The organism is Sphingobium sp. LSP13-1-1.1, from assembly GCF_040676415.1.
Lineage (GTDB): Bacteria > Pseudomonadota > Alphaproteobacteria > Sphingomonadales > Sphingomonadaceae > Sphingobium.
Window position 1 is genome coordinate 62,104 of the sequence record NZ_JBEGHU010000078.1, and the last position, 27,000, is coordinate 89,103.

Consider the following 27,000-nt stretch of genomic DNA (forward strand, 5'->3'; position numbering starts at 1 on the left):
CGACATCAGGCGGCGAGCAACAGGGCGCGCAATTCCTCATCCCGATCGCGGGGCGCCTCTGCATCAAAGAAGATGTCGAAGGCCAGGGCCGCCTGCCCGATCAGCATCTCCAACCCGTCGAGGGTCTTCAATTCCCTCCTGCGCGCCGCCTTGAGCAGCTCCGTCTCCAGCGGCGCATAGACGATGTCATAGACCGTCGCTTCGGCACCCAGGGGCGCCAGATCCAGATCCAGCACTGGCTGGCCGATCATGCCGAGCGAGCTGGTGTTGACGAGTAGGTCGGCCTGGGGCAGCGGATCGGTCATGCCGATCACGCGGCCGTTGAATCCTGCCCGGTCCAGCAATGCCTGCCCCTTTGCCGGATCACGCGCCATGACGGTGACGTCCGGCACCCCAAGGCTCATCAACGCGAACAGGATCGCCCGCGCAGCGCCGCCAGCGCCGACCAGAACGGCGCGCTGCCCCTTCCATTTGTCACGCAATAAAGGCTGCAGGAACCCGCCAGCATCCGTATTGGTGCCGATCAACGGCCCGCCCGTTTCGCTGGCGATGGTGTTCATGGCACCGATCCGGTCACGCACCCCACCCGGATCGTCGGTATAGTCCATCACCGCGATCTTGTGCGGGATCGTGACGTTGCAGCCAAGCCAGTCCGGATCGGCCCGCCGCGCCAGGAAATAGGCGGCCAGACCCTCGCTGGTGACGTGGGTCTTCCTGTATTCCGCCTCTATTCCCAGCACATCCAGCCAGAAATTATGGATCAGCGGCGATTTGCTGTGCGCGATCGGATCACCGATCACTTCGGCATAGGGGAGCGTATCGGTCATGCCGCCAGAACGCCCCGGATGCGCAGAAAGTCAAGCAAAGGCAGCAGCGGCAGGCCCTGAATCGCAAATTGGCTGCCTTCGACCCGGCTGAAAAGCTGCGCGCCCGGCCCTTCGATCCGGTAGCAGCCGACGCACCAGCGGCATTGCTCCCAATCCCCATCGAGATAGGACGCGATGAACGCGTCCGACAAGGGTCGCACCGTCATCCGCACCCGTTCGACATGGCGCCAGATCGGTTCGCCGTTCAGGGCGATCACCGCCGCGCTGTGGAGATGATGCACGCGGCCGGAAAGCAGCTTCAATATGCGCTCCGCATCGGCACGGTCGACCGCCTTGTCGATCATCGTGCCGTCGTCGAGGCTGAGGGTCTGGTCACAGCCCAACACCAGTCCGCCCGGCACCCGGCGCGACACGCGCAACGCCTTCAGTTCGGCCAGGGCATCGGCCAGTTTCCGCGCATCCAGCCCGTCAGCGCGCAGTGCATCCCTGGCGGCCTCCTCATCGACACCGGGAGACAAGGCCTCGAACGGAACCTGCGCCGCTTCCAGCAGCGCGCGGCGGCTCGCGCTTTGCGATGCCAGCACGATCATGACTTAACTCCCTTCCGCCAGAACGCGGTCGTTGAACAGGTTGATGATGGCGGCTGCTGCTTCCTCGATGGAACGGCGAGTCATGTCGATCACCGGCCAGCCATTGTCCGCAAACATGCGCCGGGCAAAGGCCAGCTCCTCCTGCACCCTGTCGATGTGGACATAGCTCGTCTCTGGCGCCTGGTTCAGCGAGAGCAGGCGATTGCGGCGAATCTGCACCAGCCGTTCCGGACTGACGGTCAGCCCGACTACCATCGGATGCTTGAGCGTATAGAGGCTGCGCGGCGGTGGCGACTGGATCACCAACGGAATATTGGCGGTCTTGTATCCGCGATTGGCAAGATAGATGGAGGTAGGTGTCTTGGACGCGCGCGACACCCCCGCCAGCACGATGTCTGCCTCTTCCCAATTTTCATGACCCACGCCGTCATCATGGGCTATGGTGAACTGGATTGCCTCGATCCGGGCGAAATAAGCCTCGTCCAATATATGCTTGCGCCCCGGCCGGTTGCGCGTTTCCTGACCCAATATGTTGGAGAGTGCGTCAGTCACGCTGTCCAGCGCGGCGACATGCGGCAGGCCGAGCGCCCGGCAGCGCGTCTCCAGGCGTCGGCGAAGCTGGTGATTGGACAGGGTGAACAGAACCAGGCCCGGATTGGCGGCGATCTCCTCCATGATGCGGTCGAGATGGACATCAGAGCGTACCATCGGCCAGAAATGGCGTACGGCTTCGACATTCTCGAAAGCGCCGATCGCAGCCTTGGCAATGTTTTCCAGCGTTTCGCCGGTAGAGTCCGAAAGCAGGTGGAGATGGATGCGCGACATGAAGCATATCTCTGTGGGGAGGCTGTGGATAAAGCAAGGGATAGGTTGCGGGGAAAATCAGCGCCTTATCGCCCTCCTCGATTCCGGTAATCTTGTCCACAGGCCGCAAACAGGCGGTGATTTTGATCCACAGGCTGTGGATAACGGGAATAAACGGACTGACTCGGACGGGAATCAGCCGCCTCAAGGAGTCAAGTTGTTGGCAAATCGGGGCACAGCGCATAAACCCCGCTGCCAACCGCTCTACTATCTCCATCATCCTTTTTTGAATCTAAATATAAGAGAGTCTATGACGGGACCTGATGCCGGCCGTTCGAATGGGCCATCCGCCAAGCCGTTGCTTTCAGTCCTGAAAGGCGAGTGCCCCGATGTGCCGCCCATTTGGCTGATGCGGCAGGCGGGCCGCTATCTGCCGGAATATCGGGCCTTGCGAGCCGAAAAAGGCGGATTCCTGGAACTCGTCTATGACAGCGCGGCGGCGGCGGAGGTGACTCTCCAGCCCCTGCGGCGATTTGGTTTCGATGGCGCGATCCTGTTTTCCGATATTCTGATCGTGCCCTATGCCATGGGACAGGATCTCTGGTTCGAAGCCGGGGAAGGCCCGCGGCTGGCCCCAGTCCTGGCGGAAACGGAACTGTCGGCCCTCAAACCCGACTTCAGCCGCTACGAGGCGGTCTATGAGACGGTGCGACGGGTCAGGGCGGCGCTGGACCCCCAGGTGACCTTTCTCGGCTTTGCAGGCAGCCCCTGGACCATCGCGACCTATATGGTTGCCGGGCAGGGCAGCAAGGACCAGGGTGCAGCCCGCCGTCTCGCCTATCAGCAACCACAGAAATTCGGCGCGATCATCGATGCGATCATCGACGCTACGGTCGTCTATCTTTCCGGCCAGATCGACGCGGGGGTAGAGGCCGTGCAGCTCTTCGACAGCTGGGCAGGCAGCCTTGCCCCGCTGGAGTTCGAACGCTGGGTGATCCAGCCCAACAGGCGGATCGTGGAGAAGCTGAAGGCGATCCACCCCACCATTCCCGTGATCGGCTTTCCCAAGGGCGCCGGCGCCAAGCTGGCGGATTACGCCGTGGGAACAGGCGTCGATGCCGTCGGCGTCGATGAAACCGTCGATCCGCATTGGGCGAACCGCGCGCTGCCGCAGGGATTGCCGGTGCAGGGAAATCTCGATCCCCTGGCACTGATCGCCGGCGGCAAGGCAGTGGAAGAAGCCGTCGACAACATCCGTGCCGCCTTTGCCGGGCGACCGCACATTTTCAACCTGGGCCACGGGATTCTCCCCGACACCCCCATTGATCATGTGGAAGCGCTGCTTAGCTATGTGCGCCGGACGCGGTCATAGCGGGAGATTGGACCATGCCTTATCTGGGAGCAGCCTATTTGTGGGTCAAAGCCGCGCATGTCATCTTCGTCATCTTCCTGATGGCGGGCCTGTTCATGATGCCGCGCTTCTTCGTCTATCACCAGCAATGTCCGGTGGGGTCCGACGAGGATAGAAAATGGATCGACCGTGAACGGCGGCTGCTCAGGATCATCCTCAACCCGTCCATCATCCTGGTCTGGATCTTCGGCCTGATGTTGATGGTGGAGATCGGCGCATGGCACTTCGGCTGGTTCCATCTGAAGCTGCTCTTCGTGCTGGGCCTGTCGGCCTATCATGGCTGGATCGCAGGCTATGTCAAAAAGCTGGCCAAAGGGGAGCGTCCGCTCAGCGAGAAGCAGTTGCGGTTGCTGAATGAAGTTCCGGGAATTGCCGCCGCCGTGATCGTTATCGCGGTGATCGTGAAGCCGTTCTGATGTCGATCAGATCTGGCGTGCCTGGTCACGCCGGATCGACCGGAATATTGTCGATCAGCCGCGTCTTGCCGATCTTCGCAGCGCCCAGCAGCCTTGCCGGACGGTCCAGCACCGACATCGGTTCCAGAGTCACCGCGTCGCACAGCGTCACATAATCGATCGGGTCGAATCCATGGGCCGCCAGCAAGGTGATCGCCTTGGCGAGGGCAGCCTCGACGGTCGCGCCATTTTTCATCTGCCGGGCCGCTTCGCCCAGGGCGCGGGGCAGAGCCAGCGCCTCCTTCCGTTCTTCTTCCGTCAGATAGGCGTTGCGCGACGACAGCGCCAATCCATCCTCCGCTCGCTGGGTCGGCACCCCGACGATCTCGATGGGCACGTCCAGGTCGCGCACCATCTGCCGGATCACGGCGAGTTGCTGATAGTCCTTTTCCCCAAACAGCGCGACATCGGGACGGACCTGGTTGAACAGCTTCGTCACCACCGTGGCCACGCCGTCGAAATGGCCCGGTCGCGCCGCGCCGTCCAGCCCTTCGGTGAGGCCGGAGACGGAGATGTTGGTGGCATAGCCGGCCGGGTACATGACCTCGACGCTTGGCGCCCAGAGGATGTCCACTCCGGCCGCCTGCAACATCTGCGCGTCCTTGGACTCGCGCCGGGGATAGGCGTCCAGATCCTCGTTCACGCCAAACTGGCGCGGATTGACGAAGACCGACACGGCGACATGCCCGGCATGGCGGCGCGCTTCCTCGACCAGCGCCATATGCCCGTCATGCAAAGCGCCCATGGTGGGCACCAGCGCCAGCGGTTTTCCGTCGCTTTTCAGCGTATCGACAGCAGTGCGCAGCGAAGGCAGGTCACGGAGGGTTTGCACGACAGGAACGGCTCCGATAAGGGCATCATCAGGGGTACATCCTGCTAAAGGCACGACCGGCTGAAACGGTCAAGAATCATTGCGACAATCAACGGGGTTACAAAGGTCCGATGGCGAACGCCCAAACGCACCATATCGTCTTCGCCAATGAGAAAGGCGGAACCGGCAAGTCCACCACGGCCGTGCATACGGCCATCGCGTTGACGGTATTGGGTCATCGCGTCGGCATGATCGACCTCGACCCGCGCCAGCGCACCATCACCCGTTATATGGAAAACCGCGCCGACACCGCGCGCCGCCGTGCCATCGACCTGCCTACCCCCGATTTCGCGGTGTTCACGGGCGACAGTGTCGAAGCGTTGAACGAACAGGCCGCTGCGATGGCGCAGGACAAGGATTTCCTGGTCATCGACACGCCCGGCCGCGACGATGACTATGCCCGTCACATGGCTGCCCGCGCCCATACGCTGGTGACGCCGATGAACGACAGCTTCGTCGATTTCGACCTGATCGGGCAGGTCGACGCCGAAACCTTCAAGGTGAAGCGGCTCTCCTTCTATTCCGAGCTGATCTTCGAGGCGCGCAAGACCCGCGCCAAGGCCGACGGCGTCACCATCGACTGGGTGGTGCTGCGCAATCGTGTCCAGCATCATGATGCGCGCAACAAGAAGCGGGTGGGCGACGCGCTGATGGAATTGTCGCGCCGGGTCGGTTTCCGCGTGATTCCAGGCTTGTCGGAGCGCGTGATCTTCCGCGAACTCTTCCCGTCGGGCTTGACGCTGCTGGACAAGGGGCATCTGGGTGAACTGGGCGTCAGCCATATCGCCGCACGGCAGGAACTGCGCGAGATGGTGTCGGGTCTTGCCCTTCCCTCGCGTGACGAGGTCGCGCCGATGGATCTCCTCGGCGCGGCCTGATGGGTCTGCTTGCCCTGGCTTTGATCGGGCTTGCCGCCTGGCTTGTCTGGACGGGACGATTGCAACGCATGACCGCAAAGGATGGGATGGCGCTGGGTGCCGCTCTGGTCGGCGCGGTCATGGCGGCCAAGGGCAAGCCGCTGGTCGGTGCACCGCTGCTGATTGGTGCCGCGCTGTTCTTTTCCGCCAGGAGCCGGCCGGGCAGGGCAAAGGCTCGATCGAGCGGTCCCGCCACGCAAACCATTGCTCCGCAGGCGATCGTCGAGGCCCGCAAACTGCTGGGCGTGGGGTCGGATGCCGATGCCCGCGCCATCCGCGCCGCGCATCGCCGGCTTATCGCCTCGGTCCATCCGGACAAGGGTGGCACCGAAGCGCTGGCCGCCCAGATCAATGCGGCGCGTGACCTGTTGATCCAGGAAGTAACGCAGCGTCACAAAACCCCCTGAAACCTAAGGAGAGGATGTCATGGCCCATCGCTTTCATCCCACGCTCCTACGCGAATATGACATTCGGGGCGTCATGGGACGGACGCTGAGCGAGGCCGATGCCTATGCCGTAGGCCGCAGTTTCGGGACGATCGTCATGCGGGCTGGCGGATCAAGGGTCGCGGTGGGCTATGATGGACGGTTGAGTTCCCCGGCGCTCGAACAAGCGGTCGTCCAGGGCCTTCAGGACGCCGGCACCGATGTGCTGCGCATAGGACTGGGCCCGACGCCCATGCTCTATTATGCCGAAGCGGTCCTGGATGTAGATGGCGGCATTCAGATAACCGGCAGCCACAATCCCCCCGATCATAATGGCTTCAAGCTGGTGCTTCAGCATGATGCCTTTTTTGGCGAGGCCATTGCCGATCTGGGCGCCATGGCTGCGGCGGGGGACTGGAGCGAGACGGGGAGCGGACGTGGCGGCCGGGTTGAGACGGTCGATATCATGGACCGATACGCCGCGCGGCTGGTGGAGCGGTTCGACGGCGCTGCCTGGCGTATTGGCTGGGACGCCGGCAATGGCGCGGCCGGGCCGGTGGTGGACAAGCTCGTCAAGCTCCTGCCAGGTGAGCATCATGTGCTTTTCACCCAGATAGACGGACATTTTCCCCATCATCACCCCGATCCCACTGTCGAGGCCAATCTGGCCGAGCTGAAGGCCCTTGTCCGTTCGAAGAAACTCGATTTCGGAGTGGCTTTCGACGGTGATGGCGACCGGATCGGCGTGATCGACGGCAAGGGTCGGACGATCTGGGGCGACCAGTTGCTCGGAATCTTCGCCGAACTGGTGCTGAAGGATCACCCCGATGGCGTGATTGTCGCGGATGTGAAGGCCAGCCAGGCCCTGTTCGACCGAATCTCTGCGCTGGGTGGGCGACCGCTGATGTGGAAGACCGGGCACAGCCTCATCAAGTCCAAAATGAAGGAGATTGCTGCTCCCCTGGGTGGGGAGATGACCGGTCACATCTTCTTCGCGGACGATTATTATGGTTTTGACGACGGCCTTTATGCCGCGGTCCGGCTTATTCGGGGGCTGACCCGGCTGGGCCGCAGCGTATCGGACCTGCATGACGAAATGCCCGTCATGGTCAACACTCCCGAAATCCGCTTTCCCGTCGAGGAGAGCCGCAAATTCGCGGTGGTGGAGGAAGTGCGGGCGCGATTGCGAACCCTGGGCGCCAGCATGGATGAAACCGATGGCCTGCGGGTCAGCACGGCCGATGGCTGGTGGCTGTTACGGGCATCCAACACGCAGGATGCGCTTGTTGCGCGTGCCGAGGCGCAGGACGAGGAAGGTCTGGGCCGCCTGGTCGCGGAAATCGATGCGCAACTGGCCGATTCGGGCGTGATTCGGATTTCCGAAGCCGATCACTGATGGATGAATGGAAAAAATGGCGCGGTTTGTCAGCCAGATTTACGTTACGGAATTCATGCAGACCAGTGACGATTGCATGAAACGCAACCAGGCATCAGCTTTTCGCATTTGCGAAATAAAGCGCTGCACCGCAAAAGGAAAAGGCCTTTCAGGCATCCTCTCCTAAAACTTTCAAGCCGTCCCTCGGGGCGGCTTTTTTTTCGTTTGAAGAAGTGCTGCTTTTTCGCTCCCTGCCGTAGCGTCGCTTGGCATTTTGACCGCCGGACGCCCAGAAACGGCGCAAATTAGGGCTTTTCGAACGAAAATTTAACCATATTGCTAATAGGGCGAGGCTTTGAGCGGATCACTTTGCCGCGAACGCCATTTGCCAGTGACGAGTTTGAAGAGAGGATTCACCATGCCCTTCCGCCGCCCCATCCTTGCGAGCCTCCTGTTGTCGGGCATATGCGCGGCACCTGTTCCGGCTCTGGCAGGTGGTTTCTACCTTCAGGAGCAGGCGCCCAAGGAAACCGGGCGTGCCTTGGCAGGCGCGGGCGCGGCGGCGGACGATCCGTCGACCATCTACTTCAATCCTGCGGCCATGACGGAATTGTCGGGTGTCCAGACCTCTATCGGCGGCATCGCGCTGATGGCGTCCGCGCATCAGGCCAATCGCGGCACCTATCGCACCGTTCCCACCCTGCCTGGCGCACGGGTGCCGGTAAGCGGCAATGACGGCGGGCAGCCGTTCGAAAAGGTCATTCCCATTCCCAGCTTCTATATTACGGCGCAGGCGACCGACCGGCTGTGGCTGGGCCTTGGCGTCAATGCCCCGTTCGGGCTGAAGCTCGATTATGACGACGGGTTTTTCGGGCGCTATGACTCGCTCTACACCAACCTCAAGACCTATAATATCCAGCCCAGCGCGGCTTATAAGCTCAACGACAATTTCTCGATCGGCGGCGGCGTCGATGTACAATATGTGAAGGCGACGCTGACCAACGCCCTGCCGCAGCTTTCTCCCCTGGCGCCCGCCGACGGCTTCGCGCGACTAAAGGGTGATGATTGGAGCGTCGGCTGGAATGCGGGCCTGTTCTACACCAATGGCGACACCAATGTCGGCATTTCCTACCGTTCCGCGATCAAGCACAAGCTGACCGGCACGCAAAGCATTTCGGGCCTGCTTGGACCGATCGCTGCGGCCAATGGCGAGTTGGACGCGTCCGCGCCGCTCAACCTGCCCGACATCGTCACCATCGGTTTCATGCATCGCCTGACGCCCCGGTTGCGGGCGATGATCAGCGCCCGCTGGTACAATTGGTCGACGTTCAAGGGCATCGCCATCACGACCGCCACCGGTACCAGCAACAAGGAACTGGACTACCGGGACAGCTACAGCGTCAGCCTGGGTGGGGAATATGACGTCAGCCCGGCTCTGACGCTGCGCGCGGGCACGATGTTCGACCGCACGCCGACCAATTCCCAGCATCTGACGACGCGCGTGCCTGATGGCGACCGTGCATGGCTGACGGCTGGCGCCACCTTCAACGTGTCGCCGGCCTTTGCGCTGAACCTCAGCTATGCCCATACATTTGTGGAAAAGGCCAACATCATCCGTCCCGACAGCTATTATCCCGCGCCAGCGACAGTGACGGCGACCACCCTGTCTCAGACCAGCGGCAATGCGGACCAGATCGGCGCATCGCTCACCGCACGCTTCTAACTTGATCCAATAATCCCTATAGGGGCTCCATCAGAACGGAGCCCCTATTTCATGTCCGACCATAATCCCGGCCTGCGTCCCTGGCGCGATATTGCTCGTCGAGAGTGTCGCCAGATCATGGTCGGCAATGTTCCGGTGGGCGGCGGTGCTCCGGTCACGGTGCAGACCATGACCAACACGCCGACCCATGACGTCAGGGCGACGATCGACCAGATCCGCCGCTGCGAGGAAGTGGGCGTGGACATCATCCGCGTCTCCTGCCCCGACGAGGCGTCCACTGCTGCCCTGAAGCAGATCGTCCGCGCCGCCCGCGTGCCGATCGTCGCCGACATTCACTTCCACTATAAGCGCGCCTTGGAAGCCGCCGATGCGGGCGCGGCCTGCCTGCGCATCAATCCCGGCAATATCGGCAGCGAGGCGCGGGTCAAGGAGGTGGTCGACGCGGCCAAGGCCAATGGTTGTTCGATCCGCATCGGGGTGAACGCAGGCTCCCTCGAAAAAGACCTGCTCGAAAAATATGGTGAGCCTTGTCCGGAGGCGCTGGTCGAAAGTGCGCTCGACCATATCAAGCTGCTGCAGGATCAGGATTTCCACGAATATAAGGTGGCGGTGAAGGCCAGCGACGTCTTCCTGGCGGTCGCCGCCTATATGCAACTGGCCGAAGCGGTGGACTGCCCGCTGCACCTGGGCATCACCGAGGCGGGCGGGTTGATCGGCGGCACGGTGAAGAGCGCCATCGGCATCGGCAATCTGCTCTGGGCCGGGATCGGCGACACGATCCGCGTTTCCCTTTCCGCGGAGCCGGAAGAGGAAGTCCGCGTCGGCTATGAGATATTGAAGTCGCTCGGCATCCGCACACGGGGGGTCAAGGTCATCTCCTGCCCCAGTTGTGCGCGGCAGGGTTTCGATGTGATCCGCACGGTCCAGGCTCTGGAGGAACGGCTTCAGCATATCCATACGCCGCTTTCGCTGTCGGTCCTGGGCTGCGTGGTGAACGGTCCCGGCGAAGCGCGGGAAACCGACATCGGCCTGACTGGCGGCGGGGCGGGCAAGCATATGGTCTATCTGTCCGGCCTCACCGATCATACGATCCAGGACGAAGGCATGATCGACCATATCGTCAACCTTGTCGAAGCCAAGGCGGCGGAGATCGAAGCGGCGAAGCTGGAAGCCGAAACGACCGATGCAGGCAAGGCGGAAGCGGCGGAATGACGGACCGCTTGCCTGATGCTGACGAAGAGGCGGTGCAACCGGGCACGGCCATGCCGACTGGCCACGCCGTGGAGAAGGCAGGTGCATCAGCGGTCGGCGCGTCCGCTCTGGGCGCCGGAGCAATCGGCAGCCTGGCGATTGGAGCGCTGACTCTGGGTGCGCTGGCCGTCGGTGCGGTTGTCGTCGGCCGCATGCGCATCGGCCGGGCGCGCATTGCCCGTCTCCAGATCGACGAACTGACTGTCGGGCGCCTGATCTGGAAGAACCGCGACTGACGGAGCCGGCTCACCGCGTTCCGCATCCATTAGGCATATCATGGGCAGCGATACTCACCGCGCCGCATCGGCGACTGCATTTCCCCTCGCATTCGCGGTCTGTTGCGTCGGAGTAGCGCTGTTTTCGGTGATGGATGCGGCCATGAAGGGATTGAGCCTTTCCATCGGCCTGTTCAATGCGCTGTTCTGGCGCGCCATGGCGGGGAGCCTGCTGGGACTGGCGCTGATGCTGCTGACGCGGCAACGTTGGCCCCATCTGACCGTGCTGCGACTTCATATGCTGCGCGGGACGGTGGTGGCGGTCATGGCCAGCCTGTTCTTTTGGGCGATCATGCGGATGCCCCTGGCCGAGGCCATCGCCCTGTCCTTCATCGCGCCGCTGATCGCCCTGTATCTCGCCGCCCTGTTGCTCAAGGAACGGATCGGGCGACGAGCCATTGGCGCGTCTCTGCTGGGACTGATCGGCGTTGCCTTCATCCTGTCGGGGCGAATGCGGGGCAGCTATGATGCAAATGCACTTCTGGGCGCGGGCGCGGTGCTGCTGTCGGCGGTGCTGTTCGCCTGGAACCTGGTCCTTCAGCGCCAGCAGGCGCAGCTTGCGTCCCCGATCGAGGTGGCCTTCTTCCAGCATGTGGTGATGCTGGCGGTATTCTCCCTTTTCGCCGTTCTTGCCCAGGAAATGCCGATTGTGCCGGCCGCGCCGTCATGGGCGCTGGTGCTGCTGTCCGCGACGCTGGCCTTCACCTCGCTCACCGCGCTGGCCTGGGCCTATGCACGGGCGGAGGCGCAGCGATTGATCCCGGTGGAATATACGGCTTTCCTCTGGGCGGCGGTCATTGGCTGGCTTGCCTTTGGCGAACGGCTCACCCTGACTACCCTTGCTGGCGCGCTGTTGATCGTGGTGGGGTGCCTCATCGCATCCCGTGCAGGACCGACCGAACCGCCCCATGTCGAACCGTCCGTTGCCTGAAAGGAAGAGCATGTCCGTCACCATTCGCGAGGCCGTTTCCTCCGACCTTGCTACGATCCACGCCTTCATTCTCGCCCTGGCGGACTATGAGAAATTGTCCCATGAGGTGAAGGCCGACCGCGCCTCCCTCGATAAATATCTGTTCGGCCCGCGTCCCATGGCCGAGGTGCTGATCGCGGAAAATGAAGGGCGCGCGATCGGCTTTGCCCTCTTCTTCCACAATTTCTCGACTTTCGAGGGGCGACCCGGCCTCTATCTGGAGGATCTGTTCGTGATCCCGGAGGCGCGGGGGCTGGGCGCAGGCAAGGCGCTGCTCTCGCGCCTCGCGCAACTGGCGCTGGAGCGGGATTGCGCGCGGCTGGAATGGTGGGTGCTGGACTGGAACGAACCGTCCATCGCCTTTTACCGCTCGCTGGGCGCGCGGCCCATGGACGAGTGGACGGTGCAGCGCGTCGATGGCGCAGCGCTCGCCGCCCTCGCATCAGCGCATCCTGCACGCTGATGTCCGGTAATGTGGCAATCATTGTAACGCCTCCGTTCGCCAGGCTTTTTTGTCGTTCTGATCCGTGCCCGAGGATTCTTACGGAGTCCGCAAGACGAGCCGAGGGCCGGACTCTTGACGGAGACTCCCTCCCCGGCGCATTGTGCCGAAACGGAACATTTGGGGGACAAGGACTGCCATGGCTGTCAGCCGCGGAGCCAAACGCACGCCGGAATGGCGTGAAATGCTGAAACGCAGCCTGATCCGCAGCGGCGCGCTGATCGGTGCGATTGCGCTGTTGCTGGCGACCCTGTTCCTGGCGCTGGCGCTGCTCAGCTATCAGCCGAGCGACCCGTCAATGAACACGGTGGCGGGCGATCATGTGCAGAATATCATGCAGGCGCCGGGTGCCTGGGTCGCGGATTTCCTGCTCTGGCTGCTGGGCGTGCCAGTGGCGCTGGTGCTGCCGCTGATGGCGATTACGGCACGACGGCTGTGGGGTGATCAGGACATGAGCGGGTGGAAGGCGCAGTTCGGCAAATGTTTTGCCGGCATCGTGCTGCTGGGTATCGCGCTGGCGCTGTTCCAGACCAATCCACTGGTCGGCCTGCCGTCGGGCTGGGGCGGCATCATCGCGCTGGTCACGGCACGCGGCGTCGCCAGCCTGACCGCGCAGGCTCCAGCCGCGCAGGGCTGGATCACCGGCATCCTGATCGTCCTGACGCTGATCGCGGGTCTTGTCCTCTGGTATCGCAGCCTCGCTCTTGAAAAGCCGATCATCGCGCTGCGCCGACCGTCGCTGCCACGCCTGGCGCTGCCACGGCCTGCTTTCGCTCTTCCTGCTCCTGTGCCGGTAGCCGATGCGGATGAAGATGACGAGCTGTTCGAGCGCGTCGCGACGCCGCGCCGGACCGTGACCAACGAACCCAAGCCGCCGATCAATATCCAGACGCCCAAACCCGCGCCCGTGCAACGCTCAATGGCGCCGGTCAGCCAGGACGACCTGTTCGGAAACAGCTCCCTGCCGTCACCGGACCTGCTTAATCCGACCCCCGCCAGCCAGGGGCAGAAGATCGACAAGGCTGCGCTGGAGCGCAATGCCCGTCTGCTCGAATCCGTGCTGGACGATTTCCATGTGAAGGGAAATATCGTCGAGGTTCGTCCCGGCCCGGTCGTCACCATGTACGAACTGGAACCGGCGCCGGGCATCAAGGCGAGCCGCGTAATCGCGCTGGCCGACGACATCGCGCGCAACATGTCCGCGCTTTCGGCGCGCGTCGCGACGATTCCCGGACGTACCGTGATCGGCATTGAGCTGCCCAATGCGAACCGGGAGGGCGTGTCCTTCCGCGAACTCATCACCAGCGAGCAGTTCGGACAGGAAGCGACCCTGCCGATCATCCTGGGCAAGAATATTTCGGGGGAGCCGATCATCGCGGATCTGGCGCCGATGCCGCATCTGCTGATCGCCGGTACGACGGGTTCGGGCAAGTCCGTGGGTCTGAACGCGATGATCCTGTCGCTGCTCTACCGCATGACGCCCGATCAGTTGCGGCTCATCATGATCGATCCCAAGATGCTGGAACTGTCGACCTATGACGACATTCCGCATCTGCTCTCCCCCGTGGTGACGGAGCCGGCCAAGGCGATCCGGGCGCTCAAATGGGCGGTGGAGCAGATGGAGGACCGCTATCGCATGATGGCGTCGATTTCCGTCCGCAACCTTGCCAACTATAATGAAAAGGTCCGCGCGGCCAAGGCGAAGGGCAAGCCGCTCGGCCGCAGGGTGCAGACCGGCTACGACCCCGAAACCGGCAAGCCCATTTACGAGGAGGAACAGCTCGATTTCCAGCCTCTGCCGCAGATCGTGGTCGTGGTGGACGAGCTTGCCGACCTGATGATGACGGCGGGCAAGGAAGTGGAATTCCTGATCCAGCGGCTCGCGCAGAAGGCGCGCGCGGCGGGCATCCACCTCATCCTCGCAACGCAGCGTCCGTCGGTCGACGTCATCACCGGCGTCATCAAGGCCAACCTGCCGACCCGCATCAGCTTCTTCGTCACGTCGAAGATCGACAGCCGAACCATATTGGGCGAACAGGGCGCCGAGCAGCTGTTGGGCAAGGGCGACATGCTCTACATGCATGGTGGCAAGGGGCTGATGCGCGTGCACGGTCCCTTCGTGTCGGACGATGAAGTGCGCGTGGTGGCCGATCACTGGCGCGCCCAGGGCCAGCCCGACTATATCGCCGCCGTCACCGAGGAGCCGGAGGAAGGCAGTTTTGCGCTGGATGGCGTGGATCTGGGCGACGACAGCCCGGATGCGCAGCTTTTCCGCAAGGCATGCCAGCTCGTCTTCGAAAATCAGAAGGCGTCGACAAGCTGGCTCCAGCGGCAATTGCGCATCGGTTATAATAGCGCCGCGCGCCTCATCGAGCAGATGGAGGAGCAGGGGCTGGTGGGCCCCCCCAACCATGTCGGCCGCCGCGAGGTGCTGCGTGACGAGAATGGCAATCCGCTCTGACACCGTGAGCGCAGAAAAATTTCATTTGGCCTGATGCCAAAAAACCACTGCCCATTTCGCTCTGAAACCGAATTTTGCGTGTGATTCCGCGAAATGGCCTCGCGCCAAAAGCCGGCAGTGCCGGGAAAAATCGCGATTTTCCAAGGATGATTGCGTTTCATGCAATCGTCCCTCGGTTCTTCGCATTTGCGAAGGAACGGGATTTGGATGAAAAAGACCCTGCCTTTCAGGCATCCTCTCCTAAAAACTTTCGGGCTGGTCTTCGGATCGGCCTTTTTTTTGTCGTCGCATCGGACTAAGCAGGGGTCGCTCACCGCAGCGCCTAAAAAAATAAATTGGGAGAGGGGCCGCCGGAAAGACCGGCAATGGCGAAGCGGGAGCAGAGGGGGATTGAGCGACCATGTCGCTCTCCCCCTTCCCGTTTTTCTCTGGCTGTGATGCGGACTGGGCTGTTCTGGACCAGCCAGACCGTCCGGCTGCTTCCGACCCTTATCGTTCTGTTCGTTGCACGACAGGAACGAAGGGGTTCACAGCGGGTTCAAGCCCTGCCACCTAGAATCCTCATCCTGAACAACCGGAGACGATTGCATGAAGCGCATGTCTGCGCCCCGCACCCTGACGCTGGCTGCCCTGACCTTGACCGTCGCGTCATTTGCGGCGCCCCTGATCCCGGCACTCGCGCAGGCGGACCAGTCCGACCTGTCGAAGGTCAACGCCTATATCCGCGCCGTCACCACCATGACCGCCGATTTCGCCCAGACCGACCGCAACGGCCAGACGCTGACGGGCCAGCTTACCCTCAAGCAGCCGGGCAAGATCCGTTTTCAATATCAGAAGGGCGTGCCTTTGTTGATCGTCGGAGATGGCAAGGCGCTGACGATGATCGATTATGAAGTGCGTCAGGTACAACGCTGGCCGATCGGCAATTCGCCTCTGGGCGCGCTGATCGATCCGTCCAAGAACCTGTCCAAATTCGGCAAGGTGATCCAGACCGGCGACCCGACGATATTATCGGTCCAGGCCCGGGATCCCAAGCGGCCGGAATATGGCACCATCACCATGATCTTCAAACGCGATGCCGCCAGCCCGGCGGGTCTGCAGCTCTATGGCTGGGTGGCGCTGGATTCGCAGAACAACCGAACGGCGGTGAAGCTCAGCAACCAGCGTTACGGGGTGCCGGTGGCCGATTCCGCTTTCCGCTGGATCGATCCGCGGCCCAAGGGTCGCGCCGCTGGCGGTTAAACGGGGCACAGGCGCGACGGGTCGAAAACTTTTCAAAATCGTTCATCTGAGGCTCATATCCAGAACCCTAGAAGGAACTCCACGGCGCGAGACGAAACCGGGATTTCCCCCCTGTTACCCGGAACCCCGCTCCCGCCGCAAAGCGCTTCAAGGGCGCGATCGAGGCCCCCGTTCCATGCCCCCGGAGCGGGGGCCTTTTCGTTCCGTCCCGGGCCGTATCCCAACCGGTCATCAGCGATCCGCCACTCTTGCGCGGGGCGGCGGAGGGTCCTAGTGGATCAGCCATGCCTCAGACACTCAGCATCGCTTCCTGGAATATCAACAGCGTTCGTGCCCGGCTCGAAATTGTCGAGCGCTTTCTGACCGAGGAATCGCCTGACGTCCTGTGTCTGCAGGAAACGAAGGTGGTGAACGACACCTTCCCGGCGGGCCTGTTTCGGCAGCATGGCTATAATCATCAGGTGCTGAACGGCCAGCCGATGCATCATGGCGTGGCGATCCTGTCGAAGGTCCCGATCCGGGAAGATGATCGCCTGGACTGGCAGGCCAATGGAGAGGCGCGCCACGTCGGCGTTCGGCTGGACAATGGCGTCAGGATCGAGAATGTCTATGTGCCCGCCGGCGGGGACGTGCCGGATCGGGAGGTCAATCCGAAATTCGGGCAGAAGCTCGATTTCCTGGAGCGCATGATCCAATGGTCCTCTACGCTGGAGGACAAGCCGACCATCCTGACGGGCGATTTCAACATCGCGCCGATGGAATGCGACGTGTGGAGCCACAAGCAGCTCCTCAACGTCGTCAGCCACACGCCCATCGAATGCGAGATCCTGGCGCGCTTGCAGGAATCGAACAACTGGGTTGATATCGGCCGCAAATTCCACCCCGCGCCGCAGCGGCTCTACACCTGGTGGAGCTATCGCGCCCGCGACTGGGCGGAATCGGATCGCGGACGACGGCTCGATCATATGTGGATGACGCAGGACGTCGCGGAAAAGGCCGTCGGCCACCGCGTGGTCGAACCCATTCGTGGCTGGACGCGGCCGTCCGACCATGTGCCGATCATCACGGAATTTGCATTCTGATGAGCGCCCGCACCGCCGCCCGCGCCATTGACGCGCTGCGCCGGGGCTGGCCGGTACGGGTGCAGGCCGCCGATGGGGTCTTGCGCCTCATGGCGGTGGAGGGGGCCGATGCGGTGACGCTTGCCGGCTTCGATCCGGGCGCTGAAGCCGACATATTGATCTCGGCCGCGCGGGCGCAGACGCTGAAGCTCGCCAACCAATTGGCGGCGGCCGATCCCGATATGCCGGTGCTGGTGGCGCGCGCGCCCTGGATCGATGTCGACGTGGCGACGGCGATCTCCGATCCGGTTCTGGACCTCGGTTCGCCGCTCAAGGGGCCGTTCATGGCAAAGCCGCTGGCGGCGCCGTCTGCGGCCAAGGCGGCGCTGCGGCTGGCGCGGCTGGCGGGCATATTGCCGGCCTATTTCGTGACGTCCGACGGCGACGTCGAGGCAGAGGTGAGCGCTGCGGACATCGACGCCTATGACGATGCCGTGCATCTGGCCATCGCCACGCGCGCGCGCCTGCCCGTGTCGGCCAGCGAAATGGCGGAGATCATCGCCTTTCGCAGCCCCGATGAACCGCGCGAACATGTTGCGCTGGTCATTGGCCGGCGCGATTCGTCGCCGCCTGTCGTCCGGCTGCACAGCGAATGCCTGACGGGAGATGTGCTGGGATCGCTGAAATGCGACTGCGGGCCGCAATTGCACCAGGCATTGCACCAGATTGCGGATTCGAACTGGGGCATATTGCTCTATCTGCGGCAGGAGGGCCGGGGCATCGGCCTCGTCAACAAGCTGCGCGCCTATGCCCTGCAGGATCAGGGCTTCGACACGGTAGACGCCAATGTGCGGCTGGGTTTCGCGATTGATGCACGCGATTTTTCGGTGGCGGCACGCATGCTCGACCTGCTGGGCGTGCGGGAGGTGCGATTGCTCACCAACAATCCCAACAAGGTGACCGGATTGGAGACCGCCGGGATCAAGGTGGCGGAGCGGCTGCCCATCATCCTGCCGTCCAACCCCCATAATGAACGCTATCTCGCCACCAAGCGGGACCGGACCGGCCATCAGCTATGAATGTCGTCCGCGTCGACACGGGTGCGGGGCGTCTTTCCTTCGGTGACATGGAGATGTCCTGCACGATCGGGCGCGGCGGCGCTTGTGCGGCCGCCGACAAACGGGAAGGGGATGGCTGCACGCCGCTGGGGCGCTGGCCGATCCGGGGCGTGTTGCTGCGGCGGGGCAAGGTGGAGGCGGCGGATATCCGCCTGCCCTGGCGTTGGGTGCGGGAGGGTGATGGCTGGTCCGATGACGTAGCTGATCCGGCCTATAACCGGCCCGTCCATCTGCCGCGGGACTTTTCGGCGGAAAATCTGCTGCGGAACGATGAAGCCTATGACGTGATCATAGTGCTAGGGCATAATGACGCGCCCCCGGTGCCGGGGCGGGGGAGCGCGATCTTCTTCCACCTGTCCGAAGGAAGGCCCACCGCCGGATGCGTGGCGGTGGAGCGGGATGATATGCTCCGTCTGTTGCCTTTGCTCGTGCCGGGTGACCTGATGGAAATCCATTAGAGTTTTGCGCAGGAATCGAGCGTCAAGCCTGCTCCAGTTCCGCTACCTCGCCGCCGGCCGCTTCCAGCAACCGCCGCTCCAGCGTTTGCAGCCGCGCCTTGCTCTCGATCTTCCCGGCCAGAAGGTCGGTCACATAGAAAGTATCCACGGCGCGCTCGCCATAGGTGGCGACATGCGCGCTGTGCACCGTCACCTTCGACTGGAACAGTGCATTGGCCAGGCTGAACAGCAGTGCCGGTCGATCCCGCGCATTGACCTCTATCACGGTGAAGCGGTTCGATGCCTTGTTGTCGATCAGCACATTGGGTTCGATGCGGAAGGCTTCCGCGCGCGTGCGGGGCAGCGGGCGCGCCTCCAGCTTGGTGATCATGCGGTGCCGATTGGCCAGCGAATCTTCGATCGCCTTGCGGATGCGCGTCAATTGATCGGGGCTGTGGAAGGCGCCGCCCAGCGGGTCCTGCACCAGGAAATTGTCGATGGCCACGCCGTCCCGGGTCGTGTGGATGCGCGCGTCGATGATGTTCCCGCCCGCCAGATGGATGGCGCCTGCAATCCGATAGAACAGGCCCGGATGGTCGGCGGCATAGACCGTCACCAGCGTCGCGCCGCGCTGCGGATAATATTGCGCGGCGATGGATAGCGGGGAATCCCCCGCTTCCAGTATATGCTGCGCATTGTGGATGAGGATGTCCTCCGGCTCCGCGATCCAGTAGCTTTCCGGCAGGCGCTTGCGCAGCTTCTCGAAATCGGTTTCGGACAGGCCCAGTGCCTCGCGCAGCGCCCGCTGCTTGGTGGTGACGCGCTCGCTGCGGCCCTTCTGCTTGTGGCCAAGGCGCAGCACTTCTTCGGCGGCCTCATAGAGGTCGCCCAGCAATTGCCGTTTCCAGCTGTTCCAGACACCAGGTCCGACGGCGCGGATATCGACCACCGTCAGGCACAGGAGCAGACGAAGCCGCTCCGGGCTTTGCACCACCTCGACAAAATCGAGGATGGTCTTGTAATCGGCGAGGTCGCGCTTGAAGGCGGTGGCCGACATCAGCAGATGGTGCAACACCAGCCAGGACACGGTCTCCGTCTCTGCCGGAGTCAGCCCCAGGCGTGGGCAGAGATTCTCCGCCACCTGCGCACCCAATATGCTGTGGTCGCCGCCGCGCCCCTTGGCGATGTCGTGCAGCAGCACCGCAACATAGAGCACCCGGCGCGACACCAGCTTGCCCATCAGGTCCGCCGCCAGCGGATGATCCTGGTTCAGTTCGCCCTTTTCGATCCGCGCCAGCAGGCCGACGGCGCGGATCGTGTGCTCGTCCACCGTATAATGGTGGTACATGTCGAACTGCATCTGCGCCACGACGCGGCGGAAATCGGGGATGAAGCGACCGAAGACGGTCGACTCGTTCATCCAGCGCAGCACCGTTTCCGGATCACGGGGGGAGGTCAGCACCTCCATGAATGCGGCGTTGGCGCGGGGATCGCGGCGTACCTTGGCGGTGATCAGGCTGGCGTCGCGGCTGGCTGCACGCATGGCGCTGGGATGGATGGCCAGGCCATGCTTGTCGGCCAGCGCGAAGATTTCCAGCAGCCGCACCGGATCGTCCTGAAAAAACTGGTCGTTGGGCAGCGCGAGCCGTCCGCGATCCAGAACGAAGCCGTCCAGCTTCTTCGGGCGGCGGAAGAAGCTGGGGATGTAGCGGCGCCCGCGCTCCGCCATCTGGTCGTCCAGATGGGCGAGGAACACGGCGGTCAAATCACCCACCGTCTTCGCGTTCAGGAAATAATAGCGCATGAATCGCTCGACGCCCGAACGCCCGGCGCGTCCCGTGAAATGCATGCGGGTCGCGGTCTCGAGTTGCAGGTCGAAGGTCAGCCGGTCCTCCGCCCGTCCCGTGATCATGTGCAAATGGCAGCGCACCGCCCAGAGGAAGTCCTCCGCCTTCTGGAACTGGCGCAGTTCGGCTTCGGTGAGCAGGCCGACATCGACCAGTTCCGCGACCGACTTCACCCGGTTTACATATTTGCCGATCCAGAACAGCGTGTGCAGGTCGCGCAGCCCGCCCTTGCCTTCCTTCACATTGGGTTCGACCACATAGCGGCTGTCGCCCATGCGCTTGTGCCGCTCATCCCGCTCCTCCAGCTTTTCGGTGACGAAGGCGCGGGCGGTGCCCTGCATGATTTCGGTATCGAAGCGCTTGGCGGTTTCCTCGTACAGCAGGCGATCGCCCCAGATGTAGCGTGCCTCCAACAGGGCCGTGCGGACGGTCAGGTCCGCCTTCGCCATGCGCATGGTTTCGTCGATGGACCGGCTGGAATGGCCGACCTTCAGCCCCAGGTCCCACAGCGAGTAGAGCATGGATTCGATGACCTGTTCGGTCCATCCGGTGGGCTTCCACGGAGTGATGAAGCCGATGTCGACATCGCTGTGCGGCGCCATCTCGCCCCGGCCGTAGCCGCCGACTGCGATCAGCACGATCCGCTCGCCGGTGCTGCGATTGCCGGCCGGGTAGAGATGATGGGTCGTCGCGTCGTAGAGCAGGCGCAGGATCTGATCGATCAGGAAGGCGAAAGCGGTTACCACCTCGCGCCCGCGGGTCGGCTTGTGTTCGAGGCGGCGGGCGACATCTTCGCGCCCGGCGTCCAGCGCCTCCTTCAATTCCTTCACGATCAGGCCGCGCAGCTTGATCTGGTCGCCCCGATGCTCCTGCGCCAGGGCGTTGATGCGATCGGAAATGGCGCGCCGGTCGATGATCGCGCGCCTCGAACCCAATTTTGGAAACTGCATGACCATAAGGCTTATCTAGTCTTCCTGCCCGGCCGCCGCCAGTTGCTTGAGCCGATAGAGATGATCGAGCGCCTCGCGGGGGGAGAGCGCATCGGCATCGATCGCGTCCAGTGCGGCGCGCAGCGCGTCGACCTTCTCCTCCGGCTGCGCCGTGGCGGCAGCGAAGAGGGGCAGGTCGTCCAGCCCCGCCGCAATGCCGCCGGTCCTGGCCTTGCCCGCTTCGAGGCGGGAGAGAACATCCTTGGCCCGCTTGAGAACCGCGGGAGGCAATCCGGCGAGCCGCGCCACCGCCAGGCCGTAGCTGCGATCCGCCGGTCCTGCCGCGACCTCATGCAGTAGCACCAGATCGCCCTTCCATTCCCGCGCCCGGACATGGTGCAGCGACAGCGAGGACAGCGTCTCGGCCAACCGGGTCAGTTCATGATAATGCGTCGCGAACAGGCAGCGGCAGCGATTGACCTCATGCACCGCCTCGACAACCGCCCAGGCCAATGCCAGCCCGTCATAGGTCGACGTGCCGCGCCCCACTTCATCCAGGATGACGAAGCTGTGTTCGGTCGCCTGCGCCAGGATGGCGGCGGTTTCGACCATCTCGACCATGAAGGTGGAGCGTCCCTTCGCCAGATTGTCCGACGCGCCGACGCGGCTGAAGAGGCGATCGACCAGCGTCATGGTCGCGGATGCGGCGGGGACATAGGCGCCCGCCTGCGCCAGGATGACAATGATCGCATTCTGCCGCAGGAAGGTCGACTTGCCGCCCATATTGGGACCAGTGACCAGCCAGAGCCGGTCGCCTGACGACAGCCGGCAATCATTGGCGACGAAGGGCTGGCCCTCGCGGCGCAGTGCATCCTCGACCACGGGATGACGGCCGCCGACGATTTCCAGGCAGGGGCCTTCGCCATCCTGGGCGACGAAATGGGGCCGCTGCCAGCCGCCCTCCGCCGCGCGTTCGGCCAGCGCCGCAGCCACATCAAGCCGGGCAAGGGCATCGGCAGCCCGCGCGATATCCGCCTTGCGGGCAAGGGTTGTTTCGATCAGTTCTTCCAGATGCGCGGCTTCGGCCACCAGGGCGTGAGCGCCGGCCTGCGCCACCCGGCTCGCCTGTTCGTGCAGGTCGACCGAATTGAAGCGCACCACGCCGGCAAGCGTCTGGCGATGGGTAAAGCCGCTGTCGGGCTGCATCAACTGATCCGCGGCGCGGGCGGGCACCTCGACATGATAGCCGAGCACGCCATTATGCCGGATCTTGAGCGAGGCGATGCCGGTTTGCTCGCGATATCGGGCCTCCAGCGCGGCGATGGCGCGGCGACCATCACCGGCAAGCCGGCGCAGCTCGTCCAGCGCCGGGTCATAGCCGTCCGCGATATAGCCGCCATTGGCGGTCTCGGTCGGCGGGCTGGGGACCAGCGCGCGGGACAGGCTGTCGACCAATGCGCCGTGCCCGTCCAGCGCGGGCAGCAATTGGGTCAGCAGCAGCGGTTGGTCGGGCAGGCGTCCCAAGCGCTCGCGCAACAGCCGCGCTTCGCCCAGCCCGTCGCGCAACTGGCCAAGATCGCGGGGACTGCCCCGGCCCATGGCGAGCCGGCCGAGCGCGCGCCCGATGTCCGGCAATGCGCGCAGGGCAACGCGCAACTGATCGCGCAACATGCTGTCGTCATGGAACAGTTGCACCAGGCCCAGCCGCGCCTCGATGGCGGCCTGATCCATCAGCGGCGCGGAAAGATCTTGCGCCAGCAACCGCGCGCCGGCGCCCGTGACCGTCCGGTCCACAGCGGCCAGCAGGCTGCCTGCCCGCGTGCCGCTCATGGTGGCGATGATCTCCAGGCTCTCGCGGGTCGCCGCATCGATGGCGACGTGGGCGCCGCTGGTCTTGCGCATGGGCGGCGCCAGGAAGGGAAGGGTGCCCTTGCCTGCATGATCCAGATAACCGAGCAGCCCGCCCATCGCCGCCAGTTCAGCGCGGCCGAACTGGCCGAAGCCATCCAGCGTGACAACGCCGAACAGGCGCTTCAGCGCCGCTTCGGCCCGGCTGCTGGAAAAGGCAGCCCGGTCGAACGGGTGGGAATCGGGCAGTTCCAGCCCCAGCCCATCCGGCAACACGATCTCGCTCGGCCGCAGCCGCGCCAGTTCGGCCGCCAGATCGGCCGCCCGCAAGGTCAGCGTCTCGAACCGTCCGGTCGAAATATCGGCGGCGGCCAGCCCATATTCCCCCGCCTCCTCACCGCCGACCTGCGCCAGCGCGACCAGCATATTGTCCCGACGGCTGTCGAGCAGCGTCTCCTCCGTCAGGGTTCCGGCGGTCACATAACGGACGATGGCGCGCGCGACGAGGGACTTGGACCCCCGCGCCTTGGCCTCGGCAGGGGTTTCCGTCTGCTCCGCAATGGCGACGCGGTGGCCCGCCTTGATCAGCCGCGCGAGATAGGATTCCGCGCTGTGCACCGGCACGCCGCACATCGGGATCGGCGCGCCGCCATGCTCGCCACGGCTGGTCAGCGCGATGTCCAGCGTTGCCGCCGCCGCCTTCGCATCCTCGAAGAACAGTTCGAAAAAGTCACCCATGCGATAGAAGAGCAGGCAATCCTGCGCTTCCGCCTTCAGCGCCAGATATTGCGCCATCATGGGCGTCGCCTGTTGCGTGGATGTGTCGATCGTTCGCGCCATGGCAATGCGGATAGCCGGAACGACAGGTTCAGGCCAGAGTTTCGGGAAACGGCAGGAAAATTGCGCTTCTCGCACTTGCCCACAAGATATTCTTGCCGCTAGGGCCTCCTCATTGTTGCATAGATAGGGGGCGCGCCGCCATGACCGAGAAGTCGAACGTCGAATTTTCAGAGCGGGAGGCGCTGTTCTTCCACTCGACGGGACGCCCCGGCAAGATCGAGATCATCGCGTCGAAACCGATGGCGACCCAGCGCGACCTGTCGCTCGCCTATTCACCCGGCGTCGCCGTGCCGGTGCGCGCCATCGCGCAGGACCCGGCGACGGCCTATGACTATACCGCCAAGGGCAATCTGGTCGCGGTCATCTCCAACGGCACGGCGATCCTGGGCCTCGGCAATCTGGGAGCGCTGGCGTCCAAGCCGGTGATGGAGGGCAAGTCCGTCCTCTTCAAGCGCTTTGCCGACGTCGATTCCATCGACATCGAGCTCAAGACGGAGGATGTCGACAGGTTCATCGATGCGGTCGAACTGATGGAGCCGACCTTTGGCGGCATCAACCTGGAGGACATCAAGGCGCCGGAATGCTTCATCATCGAACAAACGCTCAAGGAGCGGATGAACATTCCGGTCTTCCATGACGACCAGCACGGCACGGCGATCATCGCGGCGGCGGGCGTCATCAACGCGGCGATGCTGACCGGGCGCGAGATGAAGGACATGAAGGTGGTGGTGAACGGCGCGGGCGCGGCGTCCATCTCCTGCACCGAACTGATCAAGGCGCTGGGCGTCCAGCATGACAATGTGATCATGTGCGACAGCAAGGGCGTGATCTATCAAGGCCGCACCGAGGGCATGAACCAGTGGAAGTCGGCCCATGCGGTGAGGACCGACGCCCGCACTTTGGCCGAAGCGGTGAAGGGCGCGGACGTGTTCCTGGGGCTCTCGGTCGCCGGGGCCGTGACGCAGGATATGGTGAAGTCCATGGCGGACAAGCCGATCATCTTCGCCATGGCCAATCCCGATCCGGAAATCCTGCCGCCGGACGCCAAGGCCGTGCGACCCGACGCCATTGTCGCCACCGGACGATCGGACTATCCGAACCAGGTCAACAATGTGCTGGGCTTCCCCTTCATCTTCCGGGGCGCGCTGGACGTGCGGGCAACCGGCATCAACGAGGCGATGAAGCTGGCCGCTGCCAAGGCGATCGCCGAACTGGCGCGCGAGCAGGTACCGGAGGAAGTTGCCAAGGCCTATGGCCGTTCGCACAGCTTCGGACCGGATTACATCATTCCCGCACCCTTCGACCCCCGCCTGATGGAACTGGTGCCGGCCGCGGTCGCCCAGGCGGCGATGGAAACCGGCGTGGCGCAGCGTCCGATCGCGGACATGGCCGCCTATCGCCAGTCGCTCAAGGGACGGCTCAACCCGACGACCTCGGTGCTCACCACCGCTTATGAAGTTGCGAAGGCCAATCCCAAACGCGTCGTCTTTGCCGAGGCGGAAGAGGAAGTGGTGCTGCGCGCCGCGATCCAGTTCCGCGAACTGGGCTATGGCATTCCCGTGCTGGTCGGCCGCGCCAATGTCCATGACAAGCTCAGGGAACTGGGCGTGCAGGATCCGGAGAGCTTCGAACTGCACAACAGCGTCAATTCGCCGCTGGTGCCGGAAATGGTCGACACGCTCTACAAGCGGTTGCAGCGCCGTGGCTATCTGCGCCGCGATTGCGAGCGAATGGTGAACCGGGACCGCAACATCTTCGGATCGCTGCTGGTGAAGATGGGCCATGCCGACGCGATGATCACCGGCATGACCCGGCCCTTTGCCCAGACATTGCGCGAGGTGAAACGCGTGATGGATCCGGCGGCGGGCCGTACCCCCTTCGGCATCCATGTGCTGGTGACGAAGGACAAGACGGTGTTCCTGGCCGACACCACGGTCAATGAGCGTCCCTCGGCGCAGGAACTGGCCGATATTGCGGAGGGCACGGTCGCCGTCGCCCGCCGCATGGGCCATGATCCGCGTGTCGCCTTCCTGTCCTATTCCAACTTCGGCAACCCGCCGGGCAGTTTCCTCGACAATGTTCGGGACGCGATCAAGGCGCTGGAAGAGCGGAATGTCGACTTCGAATTCGAAGGTGAAATGACGGTCGATGCGGCGCTCAACCCGACGGTGATGAAGAACTATCCCTTCAGCCGCCTGTCGGGCCCGGCCAATATCCTGGTCATGCCGGGTCTTCAGTCCGCCAATATCTCTGCCAAGCTGTTGCGCGAACTGGGCGGCGCGACGATGATCGGGCCGATGCTGGTCGGCATGGACAAGTCGGTGCAGATCGCAACCATGGCGTCCAACGCCTCGGAATTGCTGACGCTGGCGGTGCTGGCTTCCGCCGGTGTGGCGGTCTGAGCCCCTTGCGGAACGGAATGGCGGGTAAAAAGGGAATAGGGGCCTAGTCCCTTTGAGGAAAAGGACAGGCGGCCTTGCCAGATGCGGCGAGGCTGCCTCCTTGCAGTCAGGGGAATGCAACCCGTTGCCTGCAGCCGCCGCATTGAATGGGCCAATGCCTCGATCAGGAAGATCTGGCGGTTGCAATCTCATTATGGGCCTGCAGATCGATCAAAGTTCTGCCCTTCGTCATAGTTTCATGCCGCGACGGCGCCAGACGAGCGTCGATGGATTGCAGCAATATCGCATAGCGGATGAATCAGGATCGTGCCGTGCTGATGCGCGCCATGGCGGCTTAAGATGGCGCTTCGAGGTTCCGGAAAAGGAAAACTCGTGAGCGTATCAGCGGGATTTGCTTGTCATGCCCCGCCAGGTTTAGA

At 63.4% G+C, this 27,000-nt stretch carries 22 protein-coding genes; 16 read left to right on the forward strand and 6 right to left on the reverse strand.

Going from position 1 to position 27,000, the window contains the following annotated elements:
• Positions 1–5 precede the first annotated feature (5 nt).
• The 3 genes from aroE to MRBLSP13_RS21125 are packed head-to-tail and all read right to left on the reverse strand — an operon-like array spanning position 6 to position 2,242.
• Positions 6–827, reverse strand: a complete 822-nt coding sequence (gene aroE, locus MRBLSP13_RS21115; RefSeq protein ID WP_363756489.1) for a shikimate dehydrogenase — start codon at positions 825–827, stop codon at positions 6–8.
• Positions 824–1,417, reverse strand: a complete 594-nt coding sequence (locus MRBLSP13_RS21120; protein WP_363739701.1) for a Maf family protein — start codon at positions 1,415–1,417, stop codon at positions 824–826. Before MRBLSP13_RS21120 ends, aroE begins: the two co-directional genes overlap by 4 nt.
• Before the next feature lie 3 nt (positions 1,418–1,420).
• Positions 1,421–2,242: a pyruvate, water dikinase regulatory protein gene (locus tag MRBLSP13_RS21125; protein WP_133654467.1), complete on the reverse strand. Its 822-nt coding sequence runs from the start codon at positions 2,240–2,242 to the stop codon at positions 1,421–1,423.
• 289 nt (positions 2,243–2,531) lie between these two features.
• Here MRBLSP13_RS21125 and hemE point away from each other — a divergent pair, with 289 nt between their 5' ends.
• Positions 2,532–3,593: a uroporphyrinogen decarboxylase gene (hemE, locus tag MRBLSP13_RS21130; RefSeq protein WP_363756491.1), complete on the forward strand. Its 1,062-nt coding sequence runs from the start codon at positions 2,532–2,534 to the stop codon at positions 3,591–3,593.
• 14 nt (positions 3,594–3,607) lie between these two features.
• Complete coding sequence (locus MRBLSP13_RS21135) at positions 3,608–4,048, forward strand: CopD family protein (RefSeq protein ID WP_133654465.1); 441 nt, start codon at positions 3,608–3,610, stop codon at positions 4,046–4,048.
• 25 nt (positions 4,049–4,073) lie between these two features.
• Here MRBLSP13_RS21135 and panC read toward each other — a convergent pair whose 3' ends face one another.
• Positions 4,074–4,919: a pantoate--beta-alanine ligase gene (panC, locus tag MRBLSP13_RS21140; RefSeq protein ID WP_363739696.1), complete on the reverse strand. Its 846-nt coding sequence runs from the start codon at positions 4,917–4,919 to the stop codon at positions 4,074–4,076.
• A 110-nt stretch (positions 4,920–5,029) separates the two neighbouring features.
• On the opposite strand from panC, the gene MRBLSP13_RS21145 reads away from it, so the two are divergent.
• From MRBLSP13_RS21145 to MRBLSP13_RS21205, 13 genes are all read left to right on the forward strand, one after another.
• Positions 5,030–5,836: a division plane positioning ATPase MipZ gene (locus MRBLSP13_RS21145; protein WP_363739694.1), complete on the forward strand. Its 807-nt coding sequence runs from the start codon at positions 5,030–5,032 to the stop codon at positions 5,834–5,836.
• The gene (locus MRBLSP13_RS21150) at positions 5,836–6,282 is read left to right on the forward strand and encodes a molecular chaperone DnaJ (RefSeq protein ID WP_363739691.1); all 447 of its coding nucleotides are present in this window, start codon (positions 5,836–5,838) and stop codon (positions 6,280–6,282) included. The genes MRBLSP13_RS21145 and MRBLSP13_RS21150 overlap by 1 nt, the downstream gene beginning before the upstream one ends.
• A 19-nt stretch (positions 6,283–6,301) precedes the next feature.
• The gene (pgmG, locus tag MRBLSP13_RS21155) at positions 6,302–7,696 is read left to right on the forward strand and encodes a phosphoglucomutase/phosphomannomutase PgmG (protein ID WP_363739689.1); all 1,395 of its coding nucleotides are present in this window, start codon (positions 6,302–6,304) and stop codon (positions 7,694–7,696) included.
• A 397-nt stretch (positions 7,697–8,093) separates the two neighbouring features.
• Entirely contained in the window at positions 8,094–9,398 is a 1,305-nt protein-coding gene (locus tag MRBLSP13_RS21160; RefSeq protein WP_363756559.1) for an OmpP1/FadL family transporter, read from the forward strand.
• Positions 9,399–9,449: 51 nt separating this feature from the next.
• Positions 9,450–10,610 (forward strand): flavodoxin-dependent (E)-4-hydroxy-3-methylbut-2-enyl-diphosphate synthase, encoded by a 1,161-nt coding sequence (ispG, locus tag MRBLSP13_RS21165; protein WP_133654459.1) that lies wholly within the window; start codon positions 9,450–9,452, stop codon positions 10,608–10,610.
• On the forward strand, positions 10,607–10,885 hold the full coding sequence (locus MRBLSP13_RS21170; protein WP_363756493.1) for a hypothetical protein: 279 nt from the start codon (positions 10,607–10,609) through the stop codon (positions 10,883–10,885). The genes ispG and MRBLSP13_RS21170 overlap by 4 nt, the downstream gene beginning before the upstream one ends.
• 40 nt (positions 10,886–10,925) lie before the next feature.
• Positions 10,926–11,855 carry a DMT family transporter gene (locus tag MRBLSP13_RS21175; protein WP_363756495.1) on the forward strand — a complete coding sequence of 310 codons (930 nt, stop codon included), beginning with the start codon at positions 10,926–10,928 and terminating at the stop codon, positions 11,853–11,855.
• Between the two features lie 10 nt (positions 11,856–11,865).
• Positions 11,866–12,357: a GNAT family N-acetyltransferase gene (locus MRBLSP13_RS21180; RefSeq protein WP_363739681.1), complete on the forward strand. Its 492-nt coding sequence runs from the start codon at positions 11,866–11,868 to the stop codon at positions 12,355–12,357.
• 178 nt (positions 12,358–12,535) lie between these two features.
• Complete coding sequence (locus MRBLSP13_RS21185) at positions 12,536–14,857, forward strand: FtsK/SpoIIIE family DNA translocase (RefSeq protein WP_133654456.1); 2,322 nt, start codon at positions 12,536–12,538, stop codon at positions 14,855–14,857.
• Positions 14,858–15,445: 588 nt separating this feature from the next.
• On the forward strand, positions 15,446–16,099 hold the full coding sequence (locus MRBLSP13_RS21190; RefSeq protein ID WP_363756497.1) for a LolA family protein: 654 nt from the start codon (positions 15,446–15,448) through the stop codon (positions 16,097–16,099).
• A gap of 284 nt (positions 16,100–16,383) precedes the next feature.
• On the forward strand, positions 16,384–17,181 hold the full coding sequence (xth, locus tag MRBLSP13_RS21195) for an exodeoxyribonuclease III (protein ID WP_363756499.1): 798 nt from the start codon (positions 16,384–16,386) through the stop codon (positions 17,179–17,181).
• Positions 17,181–18,239, forward strand: a complete 1,059-nt coding sequence (gene ribA / locus MRBLSP13_RS21200; RefSeq protein ID WP_363739676.1) for a GTP cyclohydrolase II — start codon at positions 17,181–17,183, stop codon at positions 18,237–18,239. The genes xth and ribA overlap by 1 nt, the downstream gene beginning before the upstream one ends.
• Complete coding sequence (locus MRBLSP13_RS21205; RefSeq protein ID WP_363756501.1) at positions 18,236–18,736, forward strand: L,D-transpeptidase family protein; 501 nt, start codon at positions 18,236–18,238, stop codon at positions 18,734–18,736. Before ribA ends, MRBLSP13_RS21205 begins: the two co-directional genes overlap by 4 nt.
• A gap of 22 nt (positions 18,737–18,758) precedes the next feature.
• On the opposite strand, the gene MRBLSP13_RS21210 is transcribed toward MRBLSP13_RS21205, so the two are convergent.
• Together MRBLSP13_RS21210 and mutS are read right to left on the reverse strand one after the other, a co-directional pair.
• Positions 18,759–21,518 carry a [protein-PII] uridylyltransferase gene (locus MRBLSP13_RS21210; protein WP_363739672.1) on the reverse strand — a complete coding sequence of 920 codons (2,760 nt, stop codon included), beginning with the start codon at positions 21,516–21,518 and terminating at the stop codon, positions 18,759–18,761.
• A 9-nt stretch (positions 21,519–21,527) separates the two neighbouring features.
• Entirely contained in the window at positions 21,528–24,179 is a 2,652-nt protein-coding gene (mutS, locus tag MRBLSP13_RS21215; RefSeq protein ID WP_363739670.1) for a DNA mismatch repair protein MutS, read from the reverse strand.
• A 140-nt stretch (positions 24,180–24,319) separates the two neighbouring features.
• On the opposite strand from mutS, the gene MRBLSP13_RS21220 reads away from it, so the two are divergent.
• A complete protein-coding gene (locus MRBLSP13_RS21220) occupies positions 24,320–26,581 on the forward strand; it encodes an NADP-dependent malic enzyme (protein WP_363756503.1) in 2,262 nt (753 codons plus the stop codon).
• The last annotated feature ends 419 nt before the right edge of the window (positions 26,582–27,000 follow it).